Annotated in this window: 12 protein-coding genes; 11 read left to right on the top strand and 1 reads right to left on the bottom strand. The window is 61.4% G+C overall.

The genetic code is table 11. The features are described 5' to 3' along the window. Positions 1–11 precede the first annotated feature (11 nt). From ABDB84_RS14315 to ABDB84_RS14340, 6 genes are all read left to right on the top strand, one after another. Positions 12–1,217, top strand: a complete 1,206-nt coding sequence (locus tag ABDB84_RS14315) for an acetylornithine/succinyldiaminopimelate transaminase (RefSeq protein WP_345920431.1) — start codon at positions 12–14, stop codon at positions 1,215–1,217. A gap of 75 nt (positions 1,218–1,292) precedes the next feature. Beyond that, positions 1,293–3,851: a response regulator gene (locus tag ABDB84_RS14320; RefSeq protein WP_345920432.1), complete on the top strand. Its 2,559-nt coding sequence runs from the start codon at positions 1,293–1,295 to the stop codon at positions 3,849–3,851. Positions 3,852–4,081: 230 nt separating this feature from the next. Further along, complete coding sequence (gene carA, locus ABDB84_RS14325; RefSeq protein WP_345920433.1) at positions 4,082–5,236, top strand: glutamine-hydrolyzing carbamoyl-phosphate synthase small subunit; 1,155 nt, start codon at positions 4,082–4,084, stop codon at positions 5,234–5,236. Between the two features lie 83 nt (positions 5,237–5,319). Beyond that, positions 5,320–8,547 carry a carbamoyl-phosphate synthase large subunit gene (gene carB / locus ABDB84_RS14330; RefSeq protein WP_345920434.1) on the top strand — a complete coding sequence of 1,076 codons (3,228 nt, stop codon included), beginning with the start codon at positions 5,320–5,322 and terminating at the stop codon, positions 8,545–8,547. Beyond that, entirely contained in the window at positions 8,544–9,020 is a 477-nt protein-coding gene (gene greA, locus ABDB84_RS14335; RefSeq protein WP_345920435.1) for a transcription elongation factor GreA, read from the top strand. The genes carB and greA overlap by 4 nt, the downstream gene beginning before the upstream one ends. 49 nt (positions 9,021–9,069) lie before the next feature. After that, positions 9,070–9,525 carry a DUF4149 domain-containing protein gene (locus ABDB84_RS14340; RefSeq protein WP_345920436.1) on the top strand — a complete coding sequence of 152 codons (456 nt, stop codon included), beginning with the start codon at positions 9,070–9,072 and terminating at the stop codon, positions 9,523–9,525. Between the two features lie 19 nt (positions 9,526–9,544). On the opposite strand, the gene yhbY is transcribed toward ABDB84_RS14340, so the two are convergent. Then, positions 9,545–9,985, bottom strand: coding sequence for a ribosome assembly RNA-binding protein YhbY (yhbY, locus tag ABDB84_RS14345; protein ID WP_345920437.1), 441 nt, complete (start codon positions 9,983–9,985; stop codon positions 9,545–9,547). Positions 9,986–10,021: 36 nt separating this feature from the next. Here yhbY and ABDB84_RS14350 point away from each other — a divergent pair, with 36 nt between their 5' ends. From ABDB84_RS14350 to secG, 5 genes are all read left to right on the top strand, one after another. Continuing rightward, complete coding sequence (locus ABDB84_RS14350; protein ID WP_345920438.1) at positions 10,022–10,642, top strand: RlmE family RNA methyltransferase; 621 nt, start codon at positions 10,022–10,024, stop codon at positions 10,640–10,642. A 105-nt stretch (positions 10,643–10,747) separates the two neighbouring features. After that, on the top strand, positions 10,748–12,649 hold the full coding sequence (gene ftsH, locus ABDB84_RS14355; protein WP_345920439.1) for an ATP-dependent zinc metalloprotease FtsH: 1,902 nt from the start codon (positions 10,748–10,750) through the stop codon (positions 12,647–12,649). 128 nt (positions 12,650–12,777) lie between these two features. Further along, positions 12,778–13,572 (top strand): dihydropteroate synthase, encoded by a 795-nt coding sequence (gene folP, locus ABDB84_RS14360; protein WP_345920440.1) that lies wholly within the window; start codon positions 12,778–12,780, stop codon positions 13,570–13,572. A 1-nt stretch (position 13,573) separates the two neighbouring features. Next, a complete protein-coding gene (gene glmM, locus ABDB84_RS14365; protein WP_345920441.1) occupies positions 13,574–14,926 on the top strand; it encodes a phosphoglucosamine mutase in 1,353 nt (450 codons plus the stop codon). An 85-nt stretch (positions 14,927–15,011) separates the two neighbouring features. Beyond that, positions 15,012–15,359 (top strand): preprotein translocase subunit SecG, encoded by a 348-nt coding sequence (gene secG / locus ABDB84_RS14370; RefSeq protein WP_345920442.1) that lies wholly within the window; start codon positions 15,012–15,014, stop codon positions 15,357–15,359. Positions 15,360–15,437 lie beyond the last annotated feature (78 nt).

Below are 15,437 nucleotides of genomic sequence, written 5' to 3' on the forward strand. Positions count from 1 at the left end.
AAGGAACGCTCGTGAGTACTGCTGTCCAACGCGCCGATTTTGATCGGTACATGGTGCCTGTCTTCAACCCGCTCGAAATGATTTTCGTGCGAGGTGAAGCCTCGCGCCTGTGGGACCAGCAGGGACGTGACTACATCGATTTCGGTGCCGGCGTGGCGGTGACGGCGCTCGGCCATAGCCATCCGGTGCTGCTCAAGGCTTTGAGCGAGCAGTCGGTCAAGCTTTGGCACGTCTCCAACTATTACACCAACGAACCGGCGCTGCGCCTGGCGAAGAAGCTCTGCGAGGCGACCTTTGCCGAGCAGGTGTTCTTCTGCAACTCTGGCGCCGAGGCCAACGAGGCCGCGCTCAAGCTGGCGCGCAAGCGCGGCGTCGATATCAATCCGGACAAGATCGAAATCGTCGCTTTCAACGGCTCTTTCCACGGCCGGACCTTCTTCACCGTCTCGGTCGGCGGCCAGCCCAAATACTCTTCGGGCATGGGCCCCAATCCGGCTGGCATCATCCATGTCGATTTCAATGACATCGAGGCGGTCAAGCGCGTCATCGGTGCGAAGACCTGCGCCGTGATCGTCGAGCCGGTGATCGGCGAAGGCGGCATCATCCCGGCCAGCCCGGAGTTCCTGCAAGTGCTGCGCGAACTCACTACGGCCCATGACGCGGTGCTGATCTTCGACGAGATCCAGTCCGGCAACGGTCGTACCGGCGCGCTCTACGCCTACATGAACACCGAAGTCGTGCCCGACATCCTGACCACCGCCAAGGGCATCGGTGGCGGTTTTCCGATTGGCGTGATGCTGACCACGGCGGCGGTGGGCAACTACTTCAAGCCGGGTAGTCATGGTTCGACCTTCGGTGGCAATCCGCTGGCCTGCGCCGTGGCCGAAGCCGCTTTCGACTTCATCCGCGAGCCGGCCTTGCTGGCTAGCGTGAAGGACAAGGCGGATCGCGCTGCGGCCAAGCTGCGCGAACTCGGCCAGCGCTATGGCTGCTTCTCCGAGGTGCGCTACTTTGGTCTGTGGTTCGGCTGCGAAATGAGCCCGGCATTTGCCAATCGCGCCGGTGATTTGATCAGTGCCGGTGCCGCACGTGGCGTGCTGATGCTGCAGGCCGGGCCGAACGTGCTGCGTATCGCGACATCCCTGACGATCAGTGAGGCCGAGCTGGACGAGGGATTGCAGCGCCTGGAACAAGCTTGCGCCGCGCTGGCCGGCTGAGTGGAGGCGGGGGCTTCAGTCTGGGGCCCCCGATCCCGTTATCTGCTGTGCTGAGTATGCACACAACCCCATGCCATGACACTGCCTGAGCGGCCGACAACAATAACAGCGCTGCGTGCCGAGCTCGAACAGCTCGCTGCGCGGGCGGGCCGTGCGCGCTTTTTCGACGCCTGTGACGATTCACCCGAATCGCTGACCTGGCGCCTGAAAACCCTGCTCGAAGACGAAATCAACCAGCGCGCCCGTGTTGAATTGGCGCTCGATAGCGCCCATGACGGCCTGTGGGATTGGGACCTCGTCACCCATGGCAGCTACCTGAGTCCGCAGTGGCGGCAGGTGCTGGGCATCAGTGATGAGAACTTGCTGCAAGGCCTCAGCTTCTGGGAGACCTTGATCCATCCCAACGACGTGCTGCCCGCGCGCAGCCGGCTCGACGAGCATCTGCTGGGCAAGAGCGAGGTGTTCTCGGCCGAGTATCGTCTGCGCTACGCCGATAGCAGCTGGCACTGGGTGGCCACCTATGGCCGCGTGGTGGATCGCGACCCTGCCGGCAAGGCTTTGCGCATGGTTGGTGTGCATCGCGATATTTCAGAGCGCAAGCGTTTCGAGATGGAATTGCTGCGCGCCAAGGAGCTGGCCGAGTCGGCCAGCCGCGCCAAGGGGGACTTCCTGGCCAATATGAGCCATGAAATCCGCACCCCGATGAATGGCATCATCGGCATGACCGAGCTGGCCCTCGACACGCCGCTGGACAACGAGCAGCGCGGTTACCTGCAGACCGTCAAGCGCTCGGCCGAATCCCTGCTGTCGATCATCAATGACATTCTCGACTTCTCCAAGATCGAGGCCGGCCGCATGGAGCTGGAGAACATCGAGTTCTCGCTGCCAGCGGTGCTCAGCGATGCTTTCAAGGCGCTTGCCCTGCGCGGACATCAGAAAGGGCTGGAGCTGGTCTACGGCATCGAGAGCGGCACGCCGGAAGTCTTGCGCGGCGACCCGAACCGTTTGCGCCAGGTCTTGTTGAATCTGGTCGGCAATGCCATCAAATTCACTGAGAAAGGCGAAATCGAGGTGCGTGTGCGCCAGGTCGGCGCGCATGGCCGTAATGTCCGCCTGCAGTTCAGCGTGCGCGATACCGGCATCGGCATCGCCGCAGACAAGCAGGACGATGTGTTTGGCGTGTTTTCGCAGGCCGATACCTCGACCACGCGGCGCTACGGCGGGACCGGTCTGGGCCTGGCGATCTGCCGCCGCATGATCGAGCTGATGCGCGGCCGCATCTGGCTGGAGAGTGAAGTCGGGCGCGGCAGCTGCTTCCACTTTACGGCCGAACTGGAAATGCTGCGTGACAGCGTCAATGGCGATCAGCTCGATGGCAGTCTGCGCGGGCGGCGCTTGTTGCTGGTCGAGGACAATGCTTGCGTGCGCCGCAATATCGCTGAAAACCTGCGGCGCTGGGGCGTCATGGTGGTCGAGGCGATCAGTGGCGACGAAGCGATGGCGGCGCTGCGCATGGCGCAAAAAGCCGGCGATGCCTTCGATTTGATGCTGGTTGACGCCAAGATGCCCGAACCCGGTGGTTTCGAGTTGCCGTCGCACTTCCACGCCGAGGGCGCGCCCTGCGACCGCATCGTGATGATGCTCAGCACCGAATCGCAGCGTAATGACTCGGCGCGTTGCCGCCAGCTCGGGGTGCGCTCGCATGTCGTCAAGCCCTTTTCCAGTATCGAGTTGCTCGATGCAATCCGGCTGGCCTTGGTCAACAATGTCGAGCCGGCCGAAGCGCTGGAAGAGTTCCGCATCGACGAAGCGCTGGCTGAAGTGGGTAAGCCGGTCAAACGGCGCAAGGTCTTGCTGGTGGAAGACAATCCGGTCAACCAGACCGTGGCCAGCAAGGTGCTCGAACGCAATGGTTTCGAGGTGACGGTGGCCAGCGATGGTCAGGAAGCCATCGACTGTTTCGAGAAGCAGCGCTTTGACATCATCCTCATGGATGTGCAGATGCCGATTCTTGGCGGGCTGGAGGCGACGCGGGCGATCCGCGCACGCGAGGCGCGGCGCAGCTGGGCGATGTCAGGGCGCTGGGAGTCGGTGCCGATTGTGGCGATGACCGCGCACGTGATGGCCGGCGACCGCGAGCGCTGCCTTGATGCGGGCATGGACGACTATGTGACCAAACCGATCCAGCCGGCCGAGCTGTTCGCCGCCATCGAGCGCGCCTGCGCTCGCTATTCGCGCACCGATGTCGAGTCGGAAATGATCAGCACCGACGAGTTGCTGCGCGGTGACGCCGACGAGATCGCTGACCTCTCGCAAACGCGCAGCCTGCTCGAAGGTGACGAGGAGGCAGTCACCGCGCTGATCAGTGTTTTTCTCAACGATGTCGGCAATGTCTGCAACCGTTTGCAGGCCGCTGTGCAGAAGGGCGATGCCCAGGCGCTGGGTGCGGTGGCGCATTCGGTCAAGTCTTCAGTCGGGATTTTCGGCGCCATGCATGCGGCTGAAGCGGCGCGCCGGCTGGAGATGGTGGGGCGTCAGGGCGACACCGATGGGGCGCTGGCGGCCACACCCGCCTTACTCAAGGAGATTAACCGCCTGGCGGGCTATTTGCGGCAGCAAATCAAGCCGCTTTGAGGCCTTGATAGGTTCTGTGGTGACGGTCGGCATTGCCGGAGGTGGCAAAAAACGTTACAATTCCAGAAATTAGCTGCAGCAGTATCTAGCTAGGGAAAAACAACGGGATGGGCCCAGTTCGATAGGGGACCGTCCCGTTTTTTACGTCACCCGTCACGCGCCCAGGGCGCGCCGACTGCGGTGCCCCGGCTGCTGTGGCTCCCCGGAATGACGACTTCAGGAGTTTTACCTTGTCCGACACCCTGCATGCCTTGCTTGCCCTTGCCGACGGAACGATTTTTTACGGGCAGGGATTCGGCGTCGTAGGCAATTCGGTGGGTGAGGTGGTGTTCAATACGGCCATGACTGGCTACCAGGAAATCCTCACCGACCCGTCTTATTCGCGTCAGATCGTGACGCTGACCCAACCGCATATCGGCAATGTCGGCGTCAATGCCGAAGACAGTGAATCGGGCAAGGTGCATGCTGCCGGCCTGATCATCCGCGACTTGCCGCTGCGTGTTTCCAACTTCCGTGCCGAACAAAGTCTTGATGCCTACATGAAGGCGCAAGGCGCGGTCGGCATCGCCGGCCTCGACACCCGCAAGCTCACCCGCATCCTGCGTGAAAAAGGTGCCCAGGCCGGCTGTATCGTCACCGCGACGAGCGCTGCCGGGCTGGATGCCGAAGCTGCCATCGCCAAGGCGCGCAGCTTCCCCGGCCTGGCCGGCATGGATCTGGCCAAGGTGGTGACGACTGACAAGTCCTACCCCTGGACTTCGGGCGAGTGGAAGCTGGGCCAGGGCTATGTCGAGCAATCGGCACCCAAGTTTCATGTCGTGGCCTACGATTTCGGCGTCAAGAAGAACATTCTGCACATGCTGGCCGAACGCGGTTGCAAGCTGACCGTGGTGCCGGCGCAGACGCCGGCCGCCGAAGTGCTGGCGCTCAATCCGGATGGCGTGTTCCTCTCCAATGGCCCCGGCGATCCGGAACCGTGCGACTACGCCATCGCCGCTGCGCGTGAATTCCTTGAACGCAAGCTGCCGACTTTCGGCATCTGTCTGGGTCACCAGATTCTCGGTCTTGCCGCGGGCGCCAAGACGCTGAAGATGAAGTTCGGTCATCACGGTGCGAATCATCCGGTCAAGGATCTGGATAGCGGCCGCGTGCTGATCACCAGCCAGAACCACGGTTTCGCGGTCGATGCCGCGACGCTGCCGGCCAATGTGCGTGCCAGCCATGTGTCGCTGTTCGACGGCAGCCTGCAAGGCCTGGTGTGGACCGACCGACCGGCGCTGTGCTTCCAGGGGCACCCGGAAGCGAGCCCTGGTCCGCACGATGTGGCTTACTTGTTCGATCAATTCATTGCCTTGATGGAAAAGGGTAAAGGGGCTAGGGGCTAGGGGCGAGTGTGAAGTTTCCGGGCGCGGGGCGCCCGCATGAATTTCCTAATCCCTAATCCCTAATTCCTAGTCCCTCAAACAAAATGCCCAAACGTACAGACATCCAATCCATCCTCATCATTGGCGCTGGCCCGATCATCATCGGCCAGGCCTGCGAATTCGACTACTCCGGCGCCCAGGCCTGCAAGGCTCTGCGTGACGAGGGTTACAAGGTCATCCTGGTCAATAGCAATCCGGCTACGATCATGACCGACCCGGAAATGGCCGATGTGACCTACATCGAGCCGATTACCTGGCAAGTCGTCGAACGCATTATCGAAAAAGAGCGTCCGGACGCCGTGCTGCCGACCATGGGTGGCCAGACCGCGCTCAACTGCGCGCTGGATCTGTGGCGCCATGGCGTGCTCGACAAGTACAAGGTCGAGCTGATCGGCGCGACGCCGGAAGCCATCGACAAGGCCGAAGACCGCCTCAAGTTCAAGGATGCGATGACCAAGATCGGTCTCGAATCAGCGCGCTCGGGCATTGCCCACAGCATGGAAGAAGCGCTGGCCGTGCAGGCCAAGTTGGGCTTCCCGGCGATCATCCGCCCGTCCTTCACAATGGGTGGCAGCGGCGGCGGTATCGCCTACAACATCGAGGAATTCGTCGAGATCTGTACGCGCGGCCTCGACCTCTCGCCGACCAACGAGCTGCTGATCGAAGAGTCGCTGCTGGGCTGGAAAGAGTTCGAGATGGAAGTGGTGCGCGACAAGGCGGACAACTGCATCATCGTCTGCTCGATCGAGAACCTCGACCCGATGGGCGTGCACACCGGTGACTCGATCACCATCGCGCCGGCGCAGACGCTGACCGACAAGGAATACCAGATCATGCGTAATGCATCGATCGCGGTGTTGCGCGAGATCGGTGTCGATACGGGCGGTTCGAATGTGCAGTTCGCGGTCAATCCGCGCGATGGCCGCCTGATCGTCATCGAAATGAATCCGCGCGTCTCGCGCTCCTCGGCGCTGGCCTCCAAGGCCACCGGCTTCCCGATTGCCAAGATCGCCGCCAAGCTGGCTGTCGGCTTCACCCTCGACGAGCTGAAGAACGACATCACCGGCGGCGTGACGCCGGCGTCCTTCGAGCCCTCGATTGACTACATCGTCACCAAGGTGCCGCGTTTTGCCTTCGAGAAATTCCCGACCGCCAACAATCGCCTGACCACGCAAATGAAGTCGGTGGGCGAGGTGATGGCGATTGGCCGCACCTTCCAGGAGTCCTTCCAGAAAGCGCTGCGCGGCCTGGAAGTGGGCGTTGATGGCCTGAACCAGAAGACGACTGACCGCGAAGAGATCGAAAAGGAACTCGGCGAGCCCGGCCCCGAGCGCATCTGGTACGTTGGCGACGCCTTCGAAAACGGCTTCACGCTGGAAGAAGTGCATGCCCTGACCAAGATCGACCCGTGGTTCCTCGCGCAGATCAAGGACATCGTCGATCACGAGATGGATCTCGATGATCGCGAGCTGGATTCGGTCAGCGCCGAAGAGCTGCGCCTGCTCAAGCGCAAGGGTTTCTCGGATCGTCGCCTCGGCAAGCTGCTCAAGGTGGGCGAGCAAGCCGTGCGTCAGCGTCGTCACGCGTTGGCCGTGCGTCCGGTCTACAAGCGCGTCGATACCTGCGCGGCCGAGTTCGCTTCGAACACCGCCTACATGTACTCGACCTACGAGGACGAGTGCGAAGCGCTGCCGACCGACAAGAAAAAGATCATGGTGCTCGGCGGTGGCCCCAACCGCATCGGCCAGGGCATCGAGTTCGATTATTGCTGCGTGCATGCCGCGCTGGCGCTGCGCGAGGACGGCTACGAGACCATCATGGTCAACTGCAATCCGGAAACCGTGTCGACCGACTACGACACCTCGGATCGCCTCTATTTCGAGCCGCTGACGCTTGAAGACGTGCTGGAAATCGTGGCGATTGAAAAGCCGGTCGGCGTGATCGTGCAGTTCGGCGGCCAGACGCCGCTCAAGCTGGCTCGCGAGCTCGAAGCCAATGGCGTGCCGATCATCGGCACCTCGCCGGACATGATCGACGCCGCCGAAGACCGCGAGCGCTTCCAGAAGCTGCTCAACGATCTGGGCCTCAAGCAGCCGCCCAACCGCACCGCGCGCAACGAGCAGGATGCGATCGCCCTGGCCGCCGAAATCGGTTACCCGCTGGTGGTGCGTCCGAGCTATGTGCTGGGCGGCCGCGCGATGGAAATCGTGCACGAACAGAAGGACCTGGAGCGCTACATGCGCGAGGCCGTCAAGGTCTCCAATGATTCTCCGGTGCTGCTCGACCGCTTCCTCAATGACGCGGTTGAAGTCGACGTCGACGCCATCTCTGACGGCAAGCAATTCATGATCGGCGGCATCATGGAGCACATCGAACAAGCCGGCGTGCACTCGGGCGACTCGGCTTGCTCGCTGCCGCCCTATACCTTGTCGGCCAAGCTGCAGGACGAGCTGCGCCGCCAGACCGAAGTGATGGCGCGTGGCCTCAATGTGGTCGGCCTGATGAATGTGCAGTTCGCCATCCAGGGCAAGGGCGACGATGCCGTGGTCTATGTGCTCGAAGTGAATCCGCGTGCCTCGCGTACCGTGCCCTTCGTGTCCAAGGCTTGTTCATTGCCGCTGGCCAAGATCGCCGCACGCTGCATGGCTGGTCAGTCGCTGGCCGAGCAAGGCATCAAGGGCGAGATCGTGCCGCCGTACTACTCGGTGAAGGAGGCTGTGTTCCCCTTCAACAAGTTCCCCGGCGTCGACACCATTCTGGGGCCGGAAATGAAGTCCACCGGCGAGGTGATGGGCGTCGGTCGCACCTTTGCCGAAGCCTTCGTCAAGAGCCAGCTGGCGGGTGGCACGCGTCTGCCCACGGCAGGCAAGGTGTTCATCAGCGTCAAGCCGGCTGACCGTCCCAAGGCGGTTGAAGTGGCGCGCGAGCTGATCGATCTGGGCTTCTCCCTGGTCGCGACCAAGGGCACGGCGACCCATCTGCAATCGATGGGCATTGAAGTTGCTCCGGTCAACAAGGTGATGGAAGGTCGTCCGCACATTGTCGACATGGTCAAGAATAACGAGATCGCCCTGGTCATCAACACGGTCGAGGAAAAGCGTCAGGCCATCATCGACTCGCGCTCGATCCGTACCAGCGCGCTGGCCGCCAAGGTGACTTCCTACACCACCATCGAAGGTGCGCGCGCGGCCTGTATGGGCATGCGTCATCTGGCCGGTCTTGAAACCTATTCGCTGCAAAGCTTGCACGCAGAACTGAGCGCCAAACAATGAACAAGATTCCCCTCACCGTGAAAGGCGCGGAGCTGCTGCGCGCCGAGCTGCATCAACTCAAGACGGTGGAGCGTCCGCGCGTGATCGAGGCGATTGCCGAGGCGCGTTCGCACGGCGATCTGTCGGAAAACGCCGAGTACGATGCAGCCAAGGAACGCCAGGGCTTCATTGAAGGGCGCATCAAGGAGGTGGAAGGCAAGCTGTCGTCTGCCCAGATCATCGACCCAAAGCTGCTTGATGCTGACGGCCGCGTGGTCTTCGGTGCGACTGTCGAGCTGGAAGACTTGGACAGCGGGGAATCGGTGACCTATCAGATCGTCGGTGACGACGAGGCCGATCTCAAGTCGGGCAAGATCTCCATCTCCTCGCCGATTTCGCGCGCCCTGATCGGCAAGTTCGCCGGCGATGTCGCCGAGGTGCAAGCCCCCGGCGGCGTGCGCGAATACGAAGTGCTGGACGTCAAATACATCTGAGCGGCAGGAATCCCCCGGACTTCTGCGTCAAACTTCTGGAGTTGCCGGCATGAACCGTGTGGCCGATTATCTGTTCGCCATCTGCATCACGCTGTGGGTGGGCGCGCTGTGGGCGGTGGGCTTTCTCACCGCACCGGTGCTGTTCCACGAGCTGGCCGACAAGACCCTGGCTGGCAATCTGGCCGGCAAGCTCTTCGCGATCATCGCCTGGCTGGGCATCGGTTCGGCCGCTTACGCGTTGCTCTATGTTCTGGCGCGCCAGGGCGCACGCAGCCTGAAGACGGCCGTCTTCTGGCTGATCTTCCTGATGCTTCTGCTGACCCTTGCCGGACATTTTGGCGTCACCCCCGTCATCGCCCAGCTCAAGGCCGAAGCCTTGCCGCGTGAGGTGATGGAGAGCGTGCTCAAGGATCGTTTTGTCGCCTGGCACGGTGTGTCGAGCGTGCTCTACCTGATCCAGAGCGTGCTCGGCATCGCCCTGGTGACCCAGATCTACCGGCGCTGAGCGCGCCGGCCGCAGCGACTTAGCGTGCGCTTTTCTTCGGGCGGGCGCTGCCCAGCGGGGTCTTGCGCACGCGTTCGGACACGCCGCGCAGCTTGGCGCGCGGCGGCGCCTTGGTGGTGGGGCGTGCGGCGGTGCGCGGCGTAGCAGCTTTGCCGGACTTGGCCGGCGCTTCCTTGACGACCAGTGCCTTGGGCTGCGGGCGGAACACCACCAGCAGTTTGCCAATGCTTTGCACGGCGGCGCAGTCGAGCTGCTTGCAGATTTCTTGTAGATAACCCACACGTGCGTCGCGATCATCGCCATAGACGCGGATCTTGATCAGTTCGTGGGCTTTCAGGGCGGCATCGATTTCCTTGATGACGTTTTCGGTCAGACCGTTGCCAGCGATGCTGACAACCGGATCAAGGTGATGCGCTTTGGCGCGCAATTCGCGACGCTGGATAGGTTTTAGTTCAAACATTGAGTATTTCTTTCAGCAAACCGCTATTTTACTGCCATGAAGCGTAGCAAGACCAGCAAAGGCTGGATGCAAGAGCATATGAACGATCCCTGGGTGCAAAAAGCCAGGGCCGAAGGCCTGCGTTCGCGTGCCGCCTACAAGCTGATGGAGATCGACGACAAGGACCACTTGCTCAAGCCGGGCATGGTGGTTGTCGACCTTGGCGCTGCGCCGGGTTCCTGGTGCCAGGTGGCAGCACGGCGGATCCAGCCGGGTGGCTTGTTGCTGGCGCTCGATCTGTTGCCGGTCGAGCCCTTGCCGGGCGTGAGCTTCTTGCAGGGGGACTTCCGCGACGATGAAGTGCTGGCCGAATTCGAGCGCTTGCTCGACGGTCGTCAGGTAGACCTTGTTTTATCGGACATGGCCCCCAATATGTCGGGAGTGTCGGTCAGTGACGATGGCCGCATGATGCATCTGGCTGAACTTGCACTCGATTTTGCCGACAAACACTTGAGACCGGGCGGCAACATGCTCATCAAGCTGTTTCAGGGCGCGGGCTTCATGGATTACCGCAAGGCCATGCAGGCGATGTTTGCCAGCGTGGCTTCACGTAAGCCGGAGGCTTCGCGTGATCGCAGCGCCGAGGTTTATCTGCTGGGGCAGCGCAAGTCCGGATAATCCCTGCCGTCTGCGCTTTGCGGCCGGGAACGAAGCAGCATAAAATGGGTCTGTTCCACATTGGACGTATAAAAGCCCCGCAGCGTCGGGCAGCGAGGAAGCAACTTGAACAATATTTTCAAGAATCTGGCGATATGGGCAGTCATCGGCATCATTCTCATGATGGCCGTTGGCAAGATCACGGGCGGCGGCACCAGCGGTGCGCAGGAAGTGACCTATTCCGAATTCATTGATGCCCTGCATGCTGGCCAGCTCAAGCAGGTGGACATCATGGAGGGCGGGCGTTCGCCGGAACTCATTGCCGAGCGCAATGATGGCCGTCGCATCCACACCACCGGCACCTACATGGACAAGGGCCTGATCGAGGACCTGGTCGTCAAGTACAAGACGCCTTTTGACGTCAAGCCGCGCGAAGAGCAGGGCTGGTTCGTCAGCGCGCTGATTTCCTGGTTCCCGATGTTGCTGCTGATCGGCGTGTGGATTTTCTTCATGCGCCAGATGCAAGGCGGTGGTCGTGGTGGTGCGTTCTCGTTCGGCAAGAGCCGTGCGCGCATGCTCGATGAGTCGGCCAATTCGATCACTTTTGCTGATGTCGCAGGCTGCGACGAAGCCAAAGAAGAAGTCTCCGAACTGGTCGACTTCCTGCGTGATCCGACCAAGTTCCAGAAGCTGGGGGGGCGTATCCCCAAGGGCGTGCTGATGGTCGGTTCGCCCGGTACGGGTAAGACCCTGCTGGCCAAGGCGATTGCCGGTGAGGCCAAGGTGCCGTTCTTCAGCATCTCGGGTTCGGACTTCGTTGAAATGTTCGTTGGTGTCGGCGCCGCACGTGTGCGCGACATGTTCGAGAACGCCAAGAAGCACGCGCCGTGCATCATTTTCATCGATGAAATCGATGCGGTGGGCCGTCAGCGTGGTGCGGGTCTGGGCGGTGGCAACGACGAACGCGAGCAGACGCTTAACCAGCTGCTTGTCGAGATGGATGGTTTTGAAGGCCAGACTGGCGTGATCGTCATCGCCGCCTCGAATCGTCCTGATGTGCTGGATCCCGCGCTGATGCGTCCGGGCCGCTTCGACCGTCAGGTCGTCGTGCCGTTGCCGGATATCCGTGGTCGCGAGCAGATCCTCAAGGTGCACATGCGCAAGGTGCCGATTGCACCGGACGTCGATGCAATGGTGCTGGCACGTGGTACGCCGGGCATGTCGGGTGCCGATCTGGCCAATCTGGTCAATGAAGCCGCGCTGTTTGCCGCACGCGCCAACAAGCGCTTGGTCGACATGGAAGACTTTGAAAAGGCCAAGGACAAGATCTTCATGGGCCCCGAGCGCCGCTCGATGGTGCTCACCGAAGACGAGCGTCGTGCCACGGCTTATCACGAGTCGGGTCATGCCGTGGTGGCCAAGGTGCTGCCGGGAACCGATCCGGTGCACAAGGTCACCATCATGCCGCGCGGCCGCGCGCTGGGTCTGACCTGGCAGCTGCCGGAGCGTGATGCAATCAGCCTCTATCAGGATCAGATGCTGTCGCGCATCTCCATCCTGTTCGGCGGTCGTATTGCGGAAGACCTGTTCATCCATCGCATTTCGACCGGCGCATCGAACGACTTCGAGCGCGCGACCCAGCTGGCCCGTGACATGGTCACCCGCTACGGTATGTCGAGCAAGATGGGGCCGATGGTGTACGGTGAGAACGAAGGCGAGGTCTTCCTCGGCCGTTCGGTGACGACGCAGAAGAATGTGTCCGAGAGCACCATGCAGCAAGTCGATAGCGAGATCCGTCGCATCATCGACGAGCAGTACGCTCAGGCGCAGCGCATTCTGGAAGAGAACCGCGACAAGGTTGAAGCCATGACGGCCGCGCTGATGGAATGGGAAACCATCGACGCAGAGCAGATCAACGACATCATGGATGGCCGCCCGCCGCGTCCGCCCAAGCCGCCTTCGGCCAGCTACCCGCCCAAGCAGGATAGCTCGCCGGGCGCAGCGCCCAACGCACCGGCTCCGGCCTGAGTGGCTTTGCCGCAAGACCAATGGCCCCGCCTGGCGGGGCCTTTTTCTTTGTTCGAATCTACGCGATGAGTGCTCAATCCCAATTTCGTTGCGGTCGTTTCACGCTGTCGCTTCAGCGGCCATTGATCATGGCCATTCTCAACGTCACTGCAGATTCATTCTCTGGCGATGGCCTGGCCGGTCGGCGTGATGCGGCCTTGCGTCGCGCCGAACAGGCGGTGCGGGACGGCGCCCATATTCTGGATATCGGCGGCGAGTCCTCGCGTCCAGGCGCGCCTCCAGTCAGCCTGCAGGAGGAGATGGATCGTGTGCTGCCTATCGTCGAAGCGCTGGCGGCTCAGGATGTGCCTTTATCCATCGATACCGTGAAGCCCGCATTGATGCGCGCAGCCATTGCCGCAGGCGCTGCGATCATCAACGACATCTGCGCCCTGCAAGCCCCCGGCGCGCTGGAGGCGGTGGCGGCCAGTGAGGCGGGCGTCTGCCTGATGCACATGCAAGGCGAGCCACGCACCATGCAGCAGGACCCGCATTACCAGGATGTGCTGGGCGAGGTTGAGGCATTTCTGGGTGAGCGTCGCGATGCCCTGCTAGCGGCCGGTGTGGCTGCCGAACGCATTCTGCTTGATCCGGGCTTTGGCTTTGGCAAGACCCTGGCGCACAATCTGGCCCTGTTCGCCGCCTTGCCGCGCTTGCGTGCGCTACAGCAGCCGTTGTTAGTTGGCGTGTCGCGCAAATCCATGCTCGGGCAGATCACTGGTCAGCCGGTTGAGCAGCGTGTTGCAGCCAGCGTCGCGGCTGCCTTGCTGGCGGCGCAATCCGGCGCGGCCATCCTGCGCGTACATGATGTCGCTGCCACGCGTGATGCACTGGCTGTCTGGACAGCCGTAGAAGAACATCGAAATTCTGGGGACTTGGTCTGAAATGAGTCGTAAATATTTTGGTACGGATGGTGTGCGCGGCAAGGTGGGTGAAATGCCGATCACGCCTGATTTCGTCATGCGTCTGGGCTATGCCGCAGGCAAAACCCTGGTCGGTCGCGAGCAGCTCAAGCAGGGCGAGCATCCAGCGGTGCTGATCGGCAAAGACACGCGGATTTCCGGCTACATGCTTGAAGCTGCACTGGAGGCGGGTTTTGCTGCAGCAGGCGTCGATGTCATGCTCGCCGGCCCGATCCCGACGCCGGCCGTTGCCTATCTGACGCGCGCGCTGCGCTTGCAGGCGGGGGTGGTGATTTCCGCCTCGCATAATCCCTACGACGATAACGGCATCAAGTTTTTCTCCGCCGGCGGCACCAAATTGCCTGACGCGGTTGAAGAGCAAATCGAGGCCTATCTGGAAGAGCCGCTGGGTTGCGTGGATTCGGCGCGTCTGGGCAAGGCACGGCGGATTGATGACGCAGCCGGGCGCTATATCGAATTCTGCAAGAGCACTTTCCCCAATGACCTCGATCTGCGCGGCATGCGTATTGCGCTCGATTGCGCCAATGGCGCGGCCTACAACATTGCGCCCAAGGTTTTCCACGAGCTGGGGGCGGATGTCATCGCCGTGGCGGTCGAGCCGAATGGCCGCAATATCAATGATGGCGTGGGTGCCACGGTGCCGGCGCATCTGAGTGCTGCCGTCAAGCGGAGTGGGGCGCATATCGGTATCTCGCTCGATGGCGACGCAGATCGCCTCGTCATGTGTGATGCAAACGGTACGGTCTACGACGGTGACAAGCTGCTCTACGTGATTGCCCGCGCCCAGTACGCCCAGGGTCGCCTGGGTGGTGTTGTAGGTACCTTGATGAGCAATCTGGGCTTTGAACTGGCGATTCGCCGGTTCGGTGTGCCCTTTCACCGCGCCAAGGTCGGTGATCGCTACGTGCTGGAAAAGCTTTACGAGAGCGCGTGTACGCTGGGTGGCGAAAATTCCGGACACATCATTTGTCTGGACCGGCATACCACGGGAGACGGCATCGTTTCGGCTCTACAGGTTCTGGCTGCATTGCGCCAGTCTGGCGAGAGTCTGGCGCAAGCGTGTGCCGACCTGGTGTTTTATCCGCAGTTGCTCCTCAATGTCCGCATGCAGCAAGGCTTTGATTGGGCGGACAATCCGGCAGTGTGTGCGGCGGTGAAAGCAGCTGAAGATGAGCTGGGGGCCTCGGGGCGGGTATTGTTGCGCCCCTCCGGTACCGAGCCGGTATTGCGCGTCATGGTAGAAGCTGCCGATGCCGCCGTGGTGGAGCGTCTGGCAGGCGGGATTGCACGCGAAGTCGAAAAAGCAATGGCCTGATTGTTGCAAGATCCTTGCGTTATCCAGAAGTTCTGCCTATAATCTCGCTTCTTTTTTCAGGCCATAGTCGATAGGCGACTGAGTCATGGGTGGTTTCCTCGGCAATCTCATTCTTGTTGTGCATGTGCTCATTGGCCTAGCGGTCATTGTGTTTGTGCTTTTGCAGCATGGTAAGGGTGCCGACATGGGGGCTTCCTTTGGCAGTGGCGCATCGGGTAGCTTGTTTGGGGCATCGGGTTCGGCGAACTTCCTCAGTCGCACGACCGCCATTCTTGCAACGATGTTTTTTTTGACGAGTCTGACTTTGGCCTATCTTGCAGCGCATCGCATTGATACTCCGAAGAGTGTGCTGGATACCTTGGGTGCGCAGTCTGTGCCCGTGGCTGCGCCAGTTGCTGCTTCGGCTCCCAGTGCGGGCGATCTGCCTAAGTAAAGGCAGCTTGGCAAGAGGGTTTTTAAAAAAGATTTCTGGTCTTGTTGCTTGGCACCATTTAGGGTGCCACGTATAATC

The organism is Uliginosibacterium sediminicola (assembly GCF_039631295.1).
Classification (GTDB): Bacteria; Pseudomonadota; Gammaproteobacteria; order Burkholderiales; family Rhodocyclaceae; genus Viridibacterium; species Viridibacterium sediminicola.